Annotated in this window: 15 protein-coding genes; 14 read left to right on the plus strand and 1 reads right to left on the minus strand. The window is 70.2% G+C overall.

The window, feature by feature from the left end; all coding sequences use genetic code 11:
- Positions 1-8 precede the first annotated feature (8 nt).
- The 8 genes from HMPREF9058_RS03105 to HMPREF9058_RS03140 all read left to right on the plus strand — a co-directional run bounded on the left by HMPREF9058_RS03105 (position 9) and on the right by HMPREF9058_RS03140 (position 8,227).
- Positions 9-1,049 carry an ROK family protein gene (locus tag HMPREF9058_RS03105; protein WP_009747305.1) on the plus strand — a complete coding sequence of 347 codons (1,041 nt, stop codon included), beginning with the start codon at positions 9-11 and terminating at the stop codon, positions 1,047-1,049.
- 36 nt (positions 1,050-1,085) lie between these two features.
- Positions 1,086-1,835: an N-acetylmannosamine-6-phosphate 2-epimerase gene (locus HMPREF9058_RS03110; protein WP_009405665.1), complete on the plus strand. Its 750-nt coding sequence runs from the start codon at positions 1,086-1,088 to the stop codon at positions 1,833-1,835.
- A gap of 202 nt (positions 1,836-2,037) precedes the next feature.
- Positions 2,038-2,319: an HU family DNA-binding protein gene (locus HMPREF9058_RS03115; protein WP_003783064.1), complete on the plus strand. Its 282-nt coding sequence runs from the start codon at positions 2,038-2,040 to the stop codon at positions 2,317-2,319.
- 204 nt (positions 2,320-2,523) lie between these two features.
- Entirely contained in the window at positions 2,524-3,369 is an 846-nt protein-coding gene (locus tag HMPREF9058_RS03120) for an ABC transporter ATP-binding protein (protein ID WP_009747651.1), read from the plus strand.
- Positions 3,345-5,069 carry a hypothetical protein gene (locus HMPREF9058_RS03125; RefSeq protein WP_009406183.1) on the plus strand — a complete coding sequence of 575 codons (1,725 nt, stop codon included), beginning with the start codon at positions 3,345-3,347 and terminating at the stop codon, positions 5,067-5,069. Before HMPREF9058_RS03120 ends, HMPREF9058_RS03125 begins: the two co-directional genes overlap by 25 nt.
- 140 nt (positions 5,070-5,209) lie before the next feature.
- The gene (gene nagB, locus HMPREF9058_RS03130; RefSeq protein WP_009747490.1) at positions 5,210-5,950 is read left to right on the plus strand and encodes a glucosamine-6-phosphate deaminase; all 741 of its coding nucleotides are present in this window, start codon (positions 5,210-5,212) and stop codon (positions 5,948-5,950) included.
- Positions 5,951-6,041: 91 nt separating this feature from the next.
- Complete coding sequence (locus HMPREF9058_RS03135; protein ID WP_004565276.1) at positions 6,042-6,407, plus strand: DUF3039 domain-containing protein; 366 nt, start codon at positions 6,042-6,044, stop codon at positions 6,405-6,407.
- The gene (locus HMPREF9058_RS03140) at positions 6,404-8,227 is read left to right on the plus strand and encodes a DEAD/DEAH box helicase (protein ID WP_009747631.1); all 1,824 of its coding nucleotides are present in this window, start codon (positions 6,404-6,406) and stop codon (positions 8,225-8,227) included. Before HMPREF9058_RS03135 ends, HMPREF9058_RS03140 begins: the two co-directional genes overlap by 4 nt.
- A gap of 102 nt (positions 8,228-8,329) precedes the next feature.
- Here the strand turns inward: HMPREF9058_RS03140 and HMPREF9058_RS03145 are convergent, their stop codons facing one another.
- A complete protein-coding gene (locus tag HMPREF9058_RS03145; RefSeq protein ID WP_043537757.1) occupies positions 8,330-9,700 on the minus strand; it encodes a nicotinate phosphoribosyltransferase in 1,371 nt (456 codons plus the stop codon).
- 80 nt (positions 9,701-9,780) lie between these two features.
- Between HMPREF9058_RS03145 and clpS the strand changes: the two genes are divergently transcribed.
- The 6 genes from clpS to HMPREF9058_RS03175 all read left to right on the plus strand — a co-directional run bounded on the left by clpS (position 9,781) and on the right by HMPREF9058_RS03175 (position 14,544).
- Positions 9,781-10,110, plus strand: coding sequence for an ATP-dependent Clp protease adapter ClpS (clpS, locus tag HMPREF9058_RS03150; protein ID WP_009747364.1), 330 nt, complete (start codon positions 9,781-9,783; stop codon positions 10,108-10,110).
- Positions 10,110-10,790 (plus strand): DUF2017 family protein, encoded by a 681-nt coding sequence (locus HMPREF9058_RS03155; RefSeq protein ID WP_009747290.1) that lies wholly within the window; start codon positions 10,110-10,112, stop codon positions 10,788-10,790. Before clpS ends, HMPREF9058_RS03155 begins: the two co-directional genes overlap by 1 nt.
- Before the next feature lie 30 nt (positions 10,791-10,820).
- Positions 10,821-11,684: a glutamate racemase gene (gene murI, locus HMPREF9058_RS03160; protein ID WP_043537597.1), complete on the plus strand. Its 864-nt coding sequence runs from the start codon at positions 10,821-10,823 to the stop codon at positions 11,682-11,684.
- Positions 11,681-12,478 (plus strand): MBL fold metallo-hydrolase, encoded by a 798-nt coding sequence (locus HMPREF9058_RS03165; RefSeq protein ID WP_009406124.1) that lies wholly within the window; start codon positions 11,681-11,683, stop codon positions 12,476-12,478. The genes murI and HMPREF9058_RS03165 overlap by 4 nt, the downstream gene beginning before the upstream one ends.
- On the plus strand, positions 12,475-13,005 hold the full coding sequence (locus tag HMPREF9058_RS03170; RefSeq protein ID WP_139018924.1) for a DUF3054 domain-containing protein: 531 nt from the start codon (positions 12,475-12,477) through the stop codon (positions 13,003-13,005). The genes HMPREF9058_RS03165 and HMPREF9058_RS03170 overlap by 4 nt, the downstream gene beginning before the upstream one ends.
- A gap of 177 nt (positions 13,006-13,182) precedes the next feature.
- On the plus strand, positions 13,183-14,544 hold the full coding sequence (locus tag HMPREF9058_RS03175; RefSeq protein ID WP_254654044.1) for a L,D-transpeptidase: 1,362 nt from the start codon (positions 13,183-13,185) through the stop codon (positions 14,542-14,544).
- Position 14,545 lies beyond the last annotated feature (1 nt).

Raw genomic sequence — 14,545 nt, forward strand, 5'->3', positions numbered from 1 at the left:
AGAGCGTCATGAGTCAGGATGTCCTCCCATCCACCCCCCTTGCCCCATCATCATCGTCGTCCGGTCGCGCCCCGCTCGTCGTCGGACTCGACCTGGGCGGCACCAAGATGGCCGCCGCACTGGTCGACTCCGGCGGAACCCTGCAAGGACCGGTGAGCTCCTGCCCGACCCCGGCTCACGAGGGCCCCACCGCCATGCTCAACGCCATCAGCGGCCTGATCGCGACGGTCGTCGAGACCGGAACGCACCAGGAACCCGGCAAGGCCGCGGCGATCACGGCGGTCGGAATCGGCACCGCCGGCGTCGTCGACGTCGAGCGAGGGACCATCCTGTCGGCCACTGACGCCATCACCGGATGGGCCGGCACGCAGGTCGCCGCCGGCGTTCGCGAGCGGCTCGCCGCCCAGGGGCTGGGTGAGCTGCCGATCCACGTCGAGAACGACGTCGACGCCTACGCCGCCGGAGAGGCCTGGCTCGGTGCCGGCACCGGGGCCGAGGTCGTCCTCATGGTGGCGGTGGGCACCGGGGTCGGCGGCGCCCTTGTTTTCGAGGGGCGAACCCGCAGGGGCGCTCACCACGTGGCCGGCGAGATCGCCCACGTCCCCGTCCCCGGGGCTCAGGGCGAACCCTGCACCTGCGGCAGGACGGGGCACCTGGAGGGCGTCACCGCCGGGCCCCAGATCCACCGCCGCTACCTGGCCAAGGGCGGAGACCCCGACGTTCCCGACGCCCGCGGGGTCGAGGAGCGCGCCGCTGCCGGGGACGACATCGCTGCGGAGGTCTACCGCGACTCGGCCGCCTGCCTGGGCAGAGCCCTGGCAGGACTGGTCACCGTGATCGACCCCGACGTCGTCGTCGTCTCCGGTGGCCTGGCCCGCGCCGGTGACCTGTGGTGGGAGCCCCTGCGGCAGACCTTCGCCGCAGAGATCATCGACCCCCTGGCTCCCATCAAGATCCTTCCCGCCACCCTGGGGACCACCGCGCCGATCGTCGGCGCGGCTCGCGGTGCCCTCGCCCTGGCCGCCAGCAACGACAACCATCGCCCCTAGCCGCCGGGCTTGGGCACCATCAGACAGGACACACCTATGACCGAGCAGTCATCTTCACAGCCGTCAACGCAGGTGCAGGGCGCCACGGCGGGGGACCACCCCGTCCTGGAACGCCTCAGGGGAGGGCTCATCGCCTCCGCCCAGGCCTACCCGGGCGAGCCCATGCGCGACCCCCGCACCATGGACCAGGTGGCCCAGGCCTGCGTCGCTGGCGGCGCCGTCGGCATCCGTGCACAAGGACTGGCGGACCTGGCCCTCATCTGCCAGCACGTCGACGTCCCCGTCATCGGCCTGTGGAAGGACGGGCACGACGGCGTCTTCATCACCCCGACCCTCACCCACGCCATCGCCGTGGCCGCCACCGGAAGCCAGATCGTGGCACTGGACGGCACCCGGCGCCCCCGCCCCGACGGGCTGAGCCTGGCCCAGACCGTCGAGGGGCTGCGAGCGGCCCGTCCCGAGGTCCTCATCATGGCCGACTGCGGCTCCCTGGATGACGCCAAGGCCGCACAGGACGCGGGAGTGGACATCCTGGGGACCACCCTGGCCGGCTACACCGGGGAGCGTCCCAAGACCGACGGGCCCGACCTCGAGCTCGTCGACCAGGTCGCCGGCATCGCGGAGGTCCCGCTGGTGGTGGAGGGCAGGGTCCACACGCCCGCGCAGGCGGCCGCCGCCATGGAGCACGGCGCCTTCGCCGTCGTCGTCGGAACCGCCATCACCCACCCGACGACCATCACCTCGTGGTTCGCCAGCGCGCTGCCCGGCGCCCTGTGGAAGGAATGAGCGGAAGGGCGCAAGGAAACGGCGCCGTTCCGCGACTCGCTCCGTGTGTGACGGATGTGACTGTTGTGGCGCAAATGTGCGAATTGTTACTCGCTACCCAGCGCGACACTCCGGTCTGACCTGACAAACCCAAGGTTTTATGCGTAGCGTTGCCAGAAGTGGCACCACACAAGGGTGTCCGTCCACGATCGAGAGGGAAGACATGTCCGTCAACCGCACCGAGCTCATCGCCGCCATCGCCGAGAAGGCCGGCCTGACCAAGACCGACGCCGACGCCTTCCTGGGAGCCTTCCAGGATGTCCTCGTTGAGAACGTCGCCAAGGGTGAGGCCGTGAAGATCACCGGCCTCATGGGTATCGAGCGCGTCGAGCGTGCCGCACGCACTGGCCGCAACCCCCGCACCGGTGAGGAGATTCAGATCCCCGCCGGCTACGGTGTCAAGGTCACCGTCGGCTCCTCGCTGAAGAAGGCTGTCGCCGAGTGATACGTGGGGCCGCGCCCCTGATGTCCTGATTCCGGCCCGTTGCCGCCCGGTCGAGGCGTGGCAACGGGCCGAATCGTGTTCTCCAGCGGTTCCCTCCTCATCGGGCTGATGAAGCTCAGGGCGGTTCTCCAGGAGGATGTCGGGATCAGTGATCTCCTCCCTGCGGCGGAGGGCTGAATAGGATCAGGCTTTTACAGTGGAAACATGTCTGCTTCCACATTCGCGGTGAACTCGCCCGACCGCACAGACGCGGTTGCCGCACTGGCCGGGGCCTCGCCTGCTCCTGCCTCCGTTCCAGCACTTCAGATGAGGGGGCTGGTCAAGGCCTTCGATCGCAAAGTCGCGGTGGATCGGTTGAGCCTCGACATTCCCGTATCCAGCTTCTACGGCATCGTCGGGCCCAACGGAGCGGGCAAGACGACCAGCCTGTCGATGGCCACCGGCCTGCTGCGACCCGACGCCGGTCAGGTACTCGTTCATGGTGTCGACGTGTGGACGCAGCCTCAGCGGGCCAAGACCCTTCTGGGGGTCCTGCCCGACGGGCTGCGCACCTTCGACCGTCTCAACGGTCTTGAGCTCGTCACCTACTCCGGGCTCCTGCGTGGGCTCGAGCGCGACGTCGTCCTGCCCCGGGCGACCGAGCTGGTCAAGGTACTGGGGCTGTGGGATGCCGGAACCACCCTGGTCGCCGACTACTCGGCGGGCATGCGCAAGAAGATCCACCTGGCCTGCGCCATGGTGCACTCGCCCTCCATCCTGGTCCTGGACGAGCCCTTCGAGGCCGTCGACCCGATCTCCGCCCAGACGATCCAGGCGATCCTGCGGGACTACGCCGCCGCCGGCGGCACGGTGGTCATCTCCAGCCACGTCATGGCCACGGTGCAGCGCCTGTGCGACCACGTGGCCATCATCAATGCCGGCCGGGTCGTCGCCGCAGGCACGACGGAGCAGGTCGCCGCCGGTGCGGACCTTGAGCAGCGCTTCACCGAGCTGGTGGGGGGCCACGTGCGAACGGAGGGGCTGTCATGGTTGCGACCCTCGTCAAGCTGAAGTGGCGCCTGACCCTCAACGCGCTGACCAAGAACGTCTGGGCCATCATCGGGACCGTGTTCGGGGCCCTCTACGGTATCGGGGCGCTCGTCATGGTGCTGGCAGGCGCCGTCGGGCTGGGGCTCAAGGCCGCACCTGACGTCATCGGGCTGGTTCTCGGGGCTCTCGGGGCGCTGCTGGTGGCCGGTTGGGCCGTGGTGCCACTGCTCGTCACCGGGGTCGACTCCACCCTGGACCCCCGCGCCATGGCGGCCTGGGCCGCTCCGTCCAGAGGACTGGCGCTCGGCCTGGTGGCCGCCGGCGCCCTGGGGATCCCCGGTTGCATCACGGCTGCCGTCTGCCTCATCCCGGTTCTCACCTGGTTGCTGGCGGGCCAGCTCGCGGCGGCGCTCCTGGCGCTGCTGTGCGCTCCGGCCGCCCTGGCCGCCTGCGTCCTGCTGTCCCGGATCATCGTGACGGCCGCAGGCATCTCCTCCTCGCGACGGGGGCGTGAGACGACGGCGATCATCGCCTTTGTCGCCTTCTTGGTGGTGACGCAGGCACCGAATCTCATCCCCCGGATTCTCGGGGACGATCTCACCGGCTTTCTTCAACAGCTCCGGACCCTGGCCAAGGTCATGGGCCTGAGCCCCTTCGGGTGGGCCTTCGCGGCCCCTGGTCTCATGTCCACCGGTTCCGTGCTGCCGGCACTGGCGCTGGCGGTCGGAGCGTGGATCCTTCCCGTGATCCTGCTGCCCCTGTGGCAGCGTGTGGTGGGCAAGGTGATGACCTCTCCGGGGTCGTCGCACACCCGGACGCGGGCCTACGCAGCCGGTAGTGCGGACTCTGACGCGCGGAATCAGGGCCTGCCCGACGTGCTGCCATGGGCCCGCAGGCTCGGCGCCGCCCTGCCCGCGCCCGCCGCCGCCGTGGCGGCCCGCAGCCTGCGCTACTGGCGCACCGATCCCAGGTACCTGGTTCAGTTCCTGTCCGCCATGCTCCTTCCCGTTGTGATCGTTCTGGGTCCTGCTCTCAACTCCAGTCGGTTCTCCGCCGGTGTCAACGGCCAGCCGGTGGACACCAGCTTCGCCCTCGGGCACGCGCCGGCCCCGCTGCTGTTCATGGCACCCGCCCTGGCCGTCTTCATGGGGTGGGCGATCCACGATGACCTCGGCCTGGACTCCACCGCCCTGTGGAGTCATATCAGCGCCGGGATCCGTGGGGTCCACGACCGTCTGGGGCGGGTGGTCGGGGCGGCCGTGTGGCAGGTTCCTGCGCTGGTCGTGATCGACCTGCTCATGGTCGCGTGGACAGGGCGATGGGAGGCGCTGCCCGCCGTCACCGGTGCCTGCCTGGCGCTCTACGGCTGTGCGCTGGCCTGGTCCTGCCTCGCCAGCGTCCTGCTGCCCTACGAGACACTCGCCCCCGGGGACAGCCCCATGCGCTCGCGGACCTCGGGGACGGCCTTCCTGGCCGCGCTCGTTCAGATGGCGGCGATCCTGCTTCTGCTGGCCGTGTGCTCCCCGGTTCTGGGGGTGGCGGTCTACGGCGTCGTCCAAGGTGCGCCGGCGTGGGGTTGGGTGGCGCTCGTCGCGGGGGTCGTGTGGTGCGGTCTGCTGCTGTGGGGCGGAGTCGTCTTCGGCGGGCGGGTGCTGGATCGGCGAGGACCTCAGGTTCTTGCCACGATCCGCACCTGGCCGGGACACTCCCAGCCGGTGTGATCGCCCTGGTCACACCACAACGGGCTGATTGATTCTGATGGCTCGGGGTAGGATTGCTTTAAACTCGCTCACTCAATGAGCGGCTCTCAGAGATCCGTACACCCCATACCATCAGTTGTTGTGTCAGAGAGGACATCACCGTGCAGCTTGTCATTCTGGATTCCGCGCAGGCGATCGCGCAGCGGGCGGCCGACGAGATCGAGGCGCTGCTCAAGGACAAACCGGCAGCCGTGCTGGGAACCGCCACAGGCTCCTCGCCCCTGCCCCTGTACGACGAGCTCACTGCTCGCTGCGCCGCCGGACGCCTCAGCTTCGCCGAGGTCACTGGATTCATGCTCGACGAGTACGTCGGCCTGCCTGCAGGCCACCCGGAGCGCTACGCCACCTTCATGGAGACCAACCTGCGCTCCCGTGTCGACATGCGCCCCGGCGCCCTCCACGGCCCGGACGCGCTGAGCGAGGACCTCGAGGCCGCCTGCCGGGACTACGAGGCGCAGATGGCTGCGGCCGGATACTGCGACCTGCAGATCCTCGGCATCGGCTCCGACGGGCACATCGGGTTCAACGAGCCCGGCGGCGCCCTCGACTCGCGCACGCACCTGGGCGAGCTCCACGAGCAGACCCGCCGGGACAACGCCCGCTTCTTCGGCGGCGACGTCGAGGCCGTGCCCACCCAGTGCATCACCCAGGGGCTGGCCACCATCATGGAGGCCCGCAAACTGGTCCTCATCGCCACCGGCGAGGGCAAGGCCGAGGCCATCGCCCAGCTCGTCGAAGGTGAGGTCAGCACCCAGTGGCCGGCGACCGTCATGCAGCGTCACGACGACGCCCTCGTGCTGGTCGATCCCGCCGCCGCCAGCCGGCTCACCTCGACGCACTGACGACGGCGCAGGCTCTCCTCAAGGGAGAGCCTGCCCACAGGGGTGGGGCGGGCGACTGCCGGTGCGCACTGTCCGACCTACACTGGGCGGCATGACAGACGTCCTCGCCAGTGCCGATCCCGGATCGCCCGGAGCCCCGACAGACCCGGCCGCCGAGCCCACCCAGGGCGTCGGTACGGCTGTCCTGGAGCGCGAGGAGCTCCAGTCGACCGACGACGGCGACGCCGACCGCTTCGCCCACTACGTCCGCAAGGACAAGATCGCCGCGGCCGCTGTCACCGGGCGTCCCGTCGTCGCCCTGTGCGGCAAGGTGTGGACGCCCGGGCGCGACCCGTCGAAGTACCCGGTGTGCCCCACCTGCAAGTCCATCTACGAGGAGATGCGCAACGGGGAGGGCTCCGGCGACGGCAAGGGGCCTCGCTTCCCCCGCTTCCCGTTCGGGCGAGGCGGTCGGTGAACGCCGCCCGCGGCGGCCAGGCGACCCATTCCACCCCGACGCGAGCCTCGACGTCGGCGGCCCAGAACCTCTCCCCGGCCTACCCGCGCCGTGCCGCCTGGGGGACAGCAGGTTCACTGCGTGCCTGGCAGGCCGCTGCGCTCGGGCAGTACCTGGAGACGATGCCTCAGGACTTCCTGGCGGTGGCCACCCCTGGGGCCGGCAAGACGACCTTCGCGCTGCGGGTGGCCACCGAGTTGCTCAGCTCCGGAGACGTCCACAAGGTGACGATCGTCTGCCCCACTGAGCACCTCAAGTACCAATGGGCCGAGGCCGCCGCCCGCGTCGGCATCCATATCGACCCCTCCTACTCCAACTCCCAAGGGGCACTCGGCTCGCGCTTCGACGGCGTCGCCCTGACCTACGCCCAGGTGGCAGCCAACGCCAACCTGCACCGCGCCCGCACCGATCAGGCCCGCACCCTGGTCATCCTCGACGAGATCCACCACGGGGGAGACGCCCTGAGCTGGGGAGACGCGATCCGGGAGGCCTTCACCCCGGCACGGAGGCGACTGGCCCTGACTGGAACGCCCTTCCGCTCCGACACCTCCCCGATCCCCTTCGTGCGGTACAAGGAGGACGCCTCCGGGGCGAAACGCTCCCAGGCGGACTACTCCTACGGCTACTCCGACGCCCTGCGCGACGGAGTCGTGCGCCCGGTGATGTTCATGTCCTACTCGGGGCAGATGCGGTGGCGCACCAAGGCCGGCGACGAGGTCGCGGCGCGCCTGGGCGAGCCCCTCACCAAGGACCTGGAGTCCCAGGCCTGGCGCACCGCGCTCGACCCGGCGGGGGAGTGGATCCCCGCGGTCCTGGCCGCCGCCGACCAGCGCCTGACCGAGGTGCGCCGCCAGGTCCCCGACGCCGGAGCCCTCGTCATCGCCTCCGACCAGGCCAAGGCTCGCGCCTACGCCAAGCAGCTGCGCGCCATCACCGGCGAGGCCCCCACCGTGGTCCTCTCCGACGACAACGGCGCCTCCAGCCGCATCGAGGCCTTCTCCGCCTCCACCGACCGCTGGCTGGTGGCCGTGCGCATGGTCTCCGAGGGAGTGGACGTGCCCCGCCTGGCCGTGGGCGTCTACGCCACCTCCACCTCCACCCCGCTCTTCTTCGCCCAGGCCGTGGGGCGCTTCGTGCGCTCGCGGGCGAGGGGCGAGACCGCCTCGGTGTTCCTCCCCTCGGTCACGCCGCTGCTGGCCCTGGCCGGCGAGATGGAGGTGGCCCGCGACCATGTCCTGAGCCGCCCCGACTCGGCGGCGCAGGAGGACGCCCTGTTCAGCCCCGAGGACCGTCTCCTCGCCGAGGCCAACAAGACTGAGAACGCCTCGGCCGAGCTGCTGCCGGGCTTCGAGGCCATGGATAGCCAGGCCGAGTTCGACCGGGTGCTCTTCGACGGTGGCGAGTTCGGCACCGGTGCCATGGTGGGCAGTATCGAGGAGCAGGAGTACCTGGGGCTGCCCGGTCTGCTGGAGCCCGAGCAGGTGACCGCCCTGCTGCGCCAGCGCCAGGACAAGCAGATCGCCTCCCAGAAGAAGCAGGCCGCAGCCGAGGCGCAGAGGCGCAAGAACTCAGGCGTCGACGACGCCCGGCGGCGGGCAGCAGCCCGGAAGGAGCTCTCCCAGCTGGTGGCCGCCTGGGCCCGCCGCTCGAGCCAGCCCCACGGCGTCGTCCACAACGAGCTCAGGCGCGTGTGCGGGGGACCGGAGGTCGCGGCGGCCTCCACCGAGGAGATCGAGAAGCGCATCCAGACCCTGCGGCGCTGGTTCGTCGGCAAGCGCTGACAGTGCTGATAAGGCTGAGGACACAACGCCGACAACGCCGATAACGCCGATAACGCTGACAAGGAGCGCCGGCCAGGGGCGGAATGCGCCCCTGGCCACCGGTCAGCGTCGGGTGGCGCCTCGCCCGTCGAGGTCGACGTGACGGGTCGGCAGCGCCGACTCGCCGTCGCTCAGACGCCAGGCGTCGTAGGGGAGCTCGGCGCGCGACGCCCGGTGCCGCTCCGCCGCGGCGCTCAAGGCCTCCTTGCCGCGGTGCTCCTCGATGATCCGGCCCTCATCGACCAGGAGCACCTGAAGCGGCCGGGCACCGGCCTGGCTCAACGCCGACATCCCCTCGTCCTGCGAGCTGGAGGCGACCACCAGCTCCTCGGCGGCCGTGCCTTCGGAGCTGAGGATGCGGCCGGCCCACTTGCGGCCGCCCACGGTGGACTTGCCGCCCGAGGAGAACTTGGCGACCTCCTCCATGGTGCCGTCGGCGCCCTCGCGCTCCACCAGCTTGTAGACGAGCGCCGCAGTCGGGCGCCCCGAGCCCGTCACGAGCTTGGTGCCCACACCGTAGGAGTCCACGGGGGCCGCCCCCAGTGCCGCGATGGCGTGCTCATCGAGGTCGTTGGTGACGGTGATTCTCGTCGAGGTCGCCCCCATGGCGTCGAGCTGGGCGCGCACCTTGAAGGCCTCAGCCACCAGGTCGCCGGAGTCCAGGCGCACCGCCCCGAGCTCACCGCCCGCGGCACGGGCCGCCTTGACGGCCCGCTCTACGCCGGTGGCGATGTCATAGGTGTCCACCAGGATCGTGGTGCTCGGTCCGAGGCTGGCCACCTGCGCCGCGAAGGCCTCCTCCTCGGTGTCGTGCAGGAGGGTGAAGGAGTGGGCCGAGGTCCCCACAGTGGGAATGCCGTAGAGGAGCCCCGCCTCCAGGTTGCTCGTTCCCACGAAACCGCCGACGACCGAGGCCCTGGCCGCGGCGACGGCTGCCTGCTCGTGGGCCCGGCGCGCCCCGAAGTCCACGCAGGGGCGCCCGTGGGCGGCAATGGTCATACGGGAGGCGGCTGCGGCGACGGCGCAGTCGTAGTTGTAGATCGACAGGGCCAGGGTCTCCAGGATGCAGGCCTCGGCGAAGGTGCCCTCCACGGTCAGCAGCGGGGAGCCGGCGAAGTAGCACTCGCCCTCGGCGTAGCCGCGGATCGTCCCGGAGAAGCGGTAGTCGCGCAGGAAGTCCAGGGTCTCGTCGTTGACGACCCCGGTGCGGTGCAGGAAGTCGATCTGGGCGGGGGTGAACGTGAAGGCCTCGATGGCGTCCAGCAGCCGACCAGTGCCCGCCACCACACCGAAGCGGCGTGACCCGGGGAGCCTGCGGCCGAAGAGCTCGAAGACGCTGCGCCGTGAGGCGGCCCCCGATGCCAGTGCTCCTTGCAGCATCGTGAGCTCGTACATGTCGGTCAGCAGGGAGGTGGAGGCCATGGACACGTCCATGGAGGCGGCGGCGGAATCGGCAGAGGGCGCGTAGCTGTTCACGGGAACAACCTATCGCGCCTCACCGCTACCCTGGTGGTATGAGCACCTCGTTGCCCGTTGCGGAACCGGAGATCCTGGAGGAGTCGCGCGTCCGTGCCCAGCGCCTGTGGTGCACCGTGGTTCACGACGACCCGGTGAACACGATGAGCTATGTGACCTGGGTGTTCCATTCCTACTTCGGTTTCTCGCTGCCTGTGGCCGAGGCCCGGATGATGCAGGTGCACACCACCGGCCGCGCCGTGGTCTCCCGGGGAGCCCGAGAGCGCATGGAGGTCGATGTCACGGCGATGCACGGATACGGCCTGCGCGCCACCATCGAGCCCGTGGGTGACGACGCCGGTGCTGACGACTCTTCAGGAGGGCGCTGATGCGAGCCTTCCGCCGCGTCCCAGAGGGGCTGGCCTGCGGTCTTGACGACTGGGAGCGCGAGCTCCTGGCCAGGCTGGCCCTGGAGGTGAGGGCCCTTCTCCAAGCGGATGCTCCCCAGGGGGCCAGCCAGTCCGAGACCTCCTCGCCGTCGCGTCCCGACCCGGTCCGCCCGGGGGAGAGCGAGCGGGACCGTGAGGTCCTGGAGGCCCTGGACTTCGACCTCGATGCGCCGACCAACCACGTCCACGCCGGCCGCCCGAGCGCGGACCCCGTTATCGCTGTCCTGCTCCCGCAGGCCTCGGAGGATCCCATCACCTCGATGGAGGTCAGCAGCCTGACTCGTGCGCGCCTGCGGGGTGACAAGGTCGACCGCCTGGCGCGCCTGGCCGCCGAGCTGCGGGCGCCGTCGGGCCCTGAGGGAACGGTGCTCGTGGCTCCGGGCCAGGAGTCCGACTGGCTGGGGGCGAGCAATGACATCCGGCTCGTGCTGGCCCAGCGTCTGGGCATCGAGTCGGCTCAGGACGCCGAGCGCGTTCACGCAGCAGCCTTCCAGGAGGCCCCCGAGGAGGAGACCTCTCGCGAGCAGTGGTACCGGGGGACGGCGCTCGTCTACGACATGGTCACCTGGTGGCAGGAATCACTGGTATCCGCGCTGTTCGGGGGCACAGGGCCCGCATAGTCTCGCGGTGTGAATGATGCTCCGATCGGGATGTTCGACTCTGGGGTCGGTGGCCTCACCGTCGCCCGTTCTGTCCTCGACCAGCTGCCCCATGAGCAGGTGCTCTACATCGGGGACACTGCCAACAGTCCCTACGGTCCCCGGGACATCGCTGAGGTCCGGTCGCTGGCTCTGGGCATCATGGACGAGCTCGTGGACCGAGGGGTCAAGCTGCTCGTCATCGCCTGCAACACCGCCTCGGCGGCCGTCCTGCACGATGCGCGGGAGCGCTACACCCTGGGACGGGGAGTCCCGGTCATCGAGGTCATCCACCCGGCGGCACGTACCGCGGCCCGAGTGACCCGCAACGGCAAGGTGGGGCTGATCGCCACCCGTGGGACGGTCGACTCGCGCGCCTACGACGACGCCCTCCAGGCCGTTCCCGGCGTCGAGCTCGTCTCACAGGCCTGCCCGCGCTTCGTCGAGCTGGCCGAGCGGGGGGTGACCACCGGCCCCGAGGTGCTCGACGTCGCCGAGGAGTATTTGGCCCCCATCAAGGCCGCCGGTGTGGACACCCTCATCCTCGGCTGCACCCACTACCCGTTGCTGGTGGGGCCGATCTCCTACGTCATGGGGCGAGACGTGACTCTGGTGACCTCCTCGGACGAGACCGCCAAGGACGTCTACCGGGCACTGGCCGGCAAGAACCTTCTGCGCGGGCCGGAGGCTCCTGAACCGCGCCATGACTTTGCCTCCACCGGCGACCCGGAGGCCTTCTCCGTCCTGGCCCGGCGCTTCCTGGGCCCCGAGGTCACCGCCGTTGAGCATGTCGCCTTCGCTCCTGGGGCAGCCGGCGCCCCTGCCGGGCCGCCCCACCCTCCCTCACCTCCCACCTCCCACCAAGGATCTGCATGAGACTCACGATTATCGGCTGCTCCGGCTCCATGTCGGGCCCCCAGTCCTCGGCCTCCTCCTACCTGGTGCAGGCCGAAGGAGTCGACGCCGACGGCGCGGTGCGCACCTACTCGATCGTGCTGGACCTCGGGCCCGGGTCGATGGGGCAGCTGCTGCGCCACCTCGATCCCGCCGAGCTCGACGCCATTGCGATCTCCCACTGCCACGCCGATCACATGGTGGACCTGGTGGGCATGCACGTCTACCGGCGCTGGCTGCCCACCGGGGCGCTCGGGCCGGTGGCCTGCCTGGGGCCTTCGGAGCTGCTGGAGCGCCTCCAGGGGGTCGACGGCGTCCCGCCCAGTGAGCGCTACGCCACGGAGTTCGGCTTCGTCACCGCCGTGCCCGGCAGGTCCTACAGTGTGGGCCCCTTGGTGATCTCCCCCTTCGAGGCGCTCCACCCCGTGGAGGCCTACGGCTACCGGATCGAGGGCCCCAGCGAGGAGGACCCCTCCCGTCGGGTCAGCCTGGCCTTCACCGGGGACACGGACATCTGCCAGGCGATGAGCGACATGGCTCAAGGAGTGGACCTCCTCCTGGCCGAGGCGGCCTTCGTTGAGGGCCGCGACACCGTGGGCGGCATGCACATGACGGGGCGTCGCGCCGGCGAGCTCGCCGCCCAGGCCGGTGCGGGGCACCTGGTCCTCACCCACATCCAGCCCTGGACGGATCCGGCCGTGCCCCTCAAGGAGGCCGCAGCCGTCTACTCCGGCCCGCTGGAAGCGGCGACGGCGGACGCCGTCTGGGAGCTGTGAGCGCTGACGGGCACGATCGCCCCGCCCCGCGCAGAACGGTCTCCTTCACCCCGGCTCTTCCCGACGGGGCGGACTGTCCCTGGACCCGAGGAAGACGGACGCGCTGGTGGCTGGTGGTTCCCGCCGACCTGGCGGCGGCGGCCCTCGTGGCCCTGTTCGGTGCCGCCTCCACCCGCAGCCTGGGGGAGGTTCCCGCCTCCCTGTGGCAGGCGGGCACGGCCCTCCTCGTCGCCTGGGGCGTGACCTGGCTTGTGCGGCGCTCCCGCCCCGATCACCTGGAGATGGCGCTGCCCGAGGGGCTCATCGTCGTGGGGGTCAGCTGGGTGGTCTGGACCGTGTTGCGCCAGGTGGCATCCGCATTCGACGACGTGTCCGCCATGGCCTCCTGGGCGGTGATGACCGGGGCCTTCCTCCTGGTGTTCCTGGGCGGATGGAGATGGCTCTACGGCTACGTGCGCGCCCACGACTCCCTGACCCCCAAGCCCGTGGCGCGGCGCCTCGCCGAGCAGGAGAGTGAGGGCAGCTAGCCCCGCGGTGGTCGGCCCGGACTCGTTCCGGTAACAGGGCGCTTGTCTTCAGTTGTCTTTACGCAATGACAACCCCACCATTCATACCTTGGCGCCATGCAGCACTGCGCCAGCCGACGTCGACCGCTTCGGTGGGTCGGCGTCTTGATCGCCGTCTGCCTCATTCTGGGAGGAACGGTGGGCGGATCGGTCGTCTATCTCCACAGGCACGAGGGGCGGGCTCCGCGCGGAACCATCCTCATGGGCCAGGATGTGACCGGAATGGACCGGGCGTCCCTGACCGCGCTCGTGCTTCAGCGGGCCGCATCGGCGTCACTGACGCTGACCGTCGACGGAACCCCCACCACGGTTCCGCTGGCCCGGATCGCCCAGGTCGATGCCCGAGCCACCGTGGAGGCAGCCGTGTCCGGGGCGGGGTCACTGGTGACCCACCTGCACGGCATTGTGGGGACACGGCAGGTGGCGGTGCGGTACGTGGTCAACCAGGAGGCCCGCGCCGCATTGGTGTCGCAGCTGAGCAGCACGCTGCGCGACCACGTTGTCGAGCCGGCCGTGACCTGGAACGAGGGCAGCGGCGGTTTCACCACCTCACCGGGACGAACCGGCAACGCCATCGACCCCGCTGATCTTGATGCGGCGCTCGACGTCGCCGCACGCGAGCTGGCGAAGAACCATACCGCGCCGGTGTCGATCCGCCGGACCGAGCCCACGGTGAGCGCCCAGGAGGCGAGCTCGGTCGCACAATCGGCAACGGCACTGCTGGACGCCGAGCTCCAGGTGACGGTCGACGGCGCAGCGCACGCCGCCTCCAAGGCTCAGAAGGCCTCATGGATCGACTTCCCCATCAAGGAGGGCCGCATCGTGCCGACGGTCTCCCAGGAGAGAGTCAGGGCCTGGGTGACCTCACTGAGTACGCCGGAGGAGCGCACACCGGTCAACGCCATCAACGACGTTGACTCAGCCGGCACGGTGCTGCAGCTCGCCCGCCCGGGCAAGGCCGGAAGGAAGGCCGGCAACATCGAGCCGGCCACGACGGCGCTCGTCCAGGGACTCGGCCAGGGCCGGAGCGTCAGCCAACAGATCAGCTGGAACGAGGTGCCCCACTCCACCGAGAACCGGGTAGTGCCCAACGGGCCGGAGCGCTTCGCCTACCAGGCCAAGGCGGGGGAGAAGTGGGTCGATGTCAACCTCACCGACTCAACACTGACCGCCTACGAGGGCCAGAAGGTCGTCTACGGGCCGATCCTCATCAACCACGGCGGCGTCGGGCACGAGACCGTCACCGGCACCTACAAGATCTACCTGCGCTACCAGGCGCAGGACATGGGCTGCACCCCCGAGTGGCCCTACTGCGAACGAGGGGTCCCGTGGGTGAGCTACTGGCACGACAGCTACGCCCTCCACGGCGCCCCCTGGGTCAAGGAGTTCGGTATCGGCACGGATGAGTCCTCGCACGGCTGCATCAACATCCCGGTGCCGGACGCTCAGGCGATCTGGCAGTGGTCCGAGATCGGTACCACCGTGGTGACACACTACTGAC

The organism is Actinomyces sp. oral taxon 175 str. F0384, assembly GCF_000223355.1.
Lineage (GTDB): Bacteria > Actinomycetota > Actinomycetes > Actinomycetales > Actinomycetaceae > Actinomyces > Actinomyces oris.

Bases quoted from the DNA above. Each gene is read 5' to 3' on its own strand.
- HMPREF9058_RS03105 (WP_009747305.1), top strand. From the start codon at position 9: ATGAGTCAGGATGTCCTCCCATCCACCCCCCTTGCCCCATCATCATCG.
- HMPREF9058_RS03110 (WP_009405665.1), top strand. From the start codon at position 1,086: ATGACCGAGCAGTCATCTTCACAGCCGTCAACGCAGGTGCAGGGCGCC.
- HMPREF9058_RS03115 (WP_003783064.1), top strand. From the start codon at position 2,038: ATGTCCGTCAACCGCACCGAGCTCATCGCCGCCATCGCCGAGAAGGCC.
- HMPREF9058_RS03120 (WP_009747651.1), top strand. From the start codon at position 2,524: ATGTCTGCTTCCACATTCGCGGTGAACTCGCCCGACCGCACAGACGCG.
- HMPREF9058_RS03125 (WP_009406183.1), top strand. From the start codon at position 3,345: ATGGTTGCGACCCTCGTCAAGCTGAAGTGGCGCCTGACCCTCAACGCG.
- HMPREF9058_RS03135 (WP_004565276.1), top strand. From the start codon at position 6,042: ATGACAGACGTCCTCGCCAGTGCCGATCCCGGATCGCCCGGAGCCCCG.
- HMPREF9058_RS03145 (WP_043537757.1), bottom strand. From the start codon at position 9,700: ATGGACGTGTCCATGGCCTCCACCTCCCTGCTGACCGACATGTACGAG.
- clpS (WP_009747364.1), top strand. From the start codon at position 9,781: ATGAGCACCTCGTTGCCCGTTGCGGAACCGGAGATCCTGGAGGAGTCG.
- HMPREF9058_RS03155 (WP_009747290.1), top strand. From the start codon at position 10,110: ATGCGAGCCTTCCGCCGCGTCCCAGAGGGGCTGGCCTGCGGTCTTGAC.
- murI (WP_043537597.1), top strand. From the start codon at position 10,821: ATGTTCGACTCTGGGGTCGGTGGCCTCACCGTCGCCCGTTCTGTCCTC.
- HMPREF9058_RS03165 (WP_009406124.1), top strand. From the start codon at position 11,681: ATGAGACTCACGATTATCGGCTGCTCCGGCTCCATGTCGGGCCCCCAG.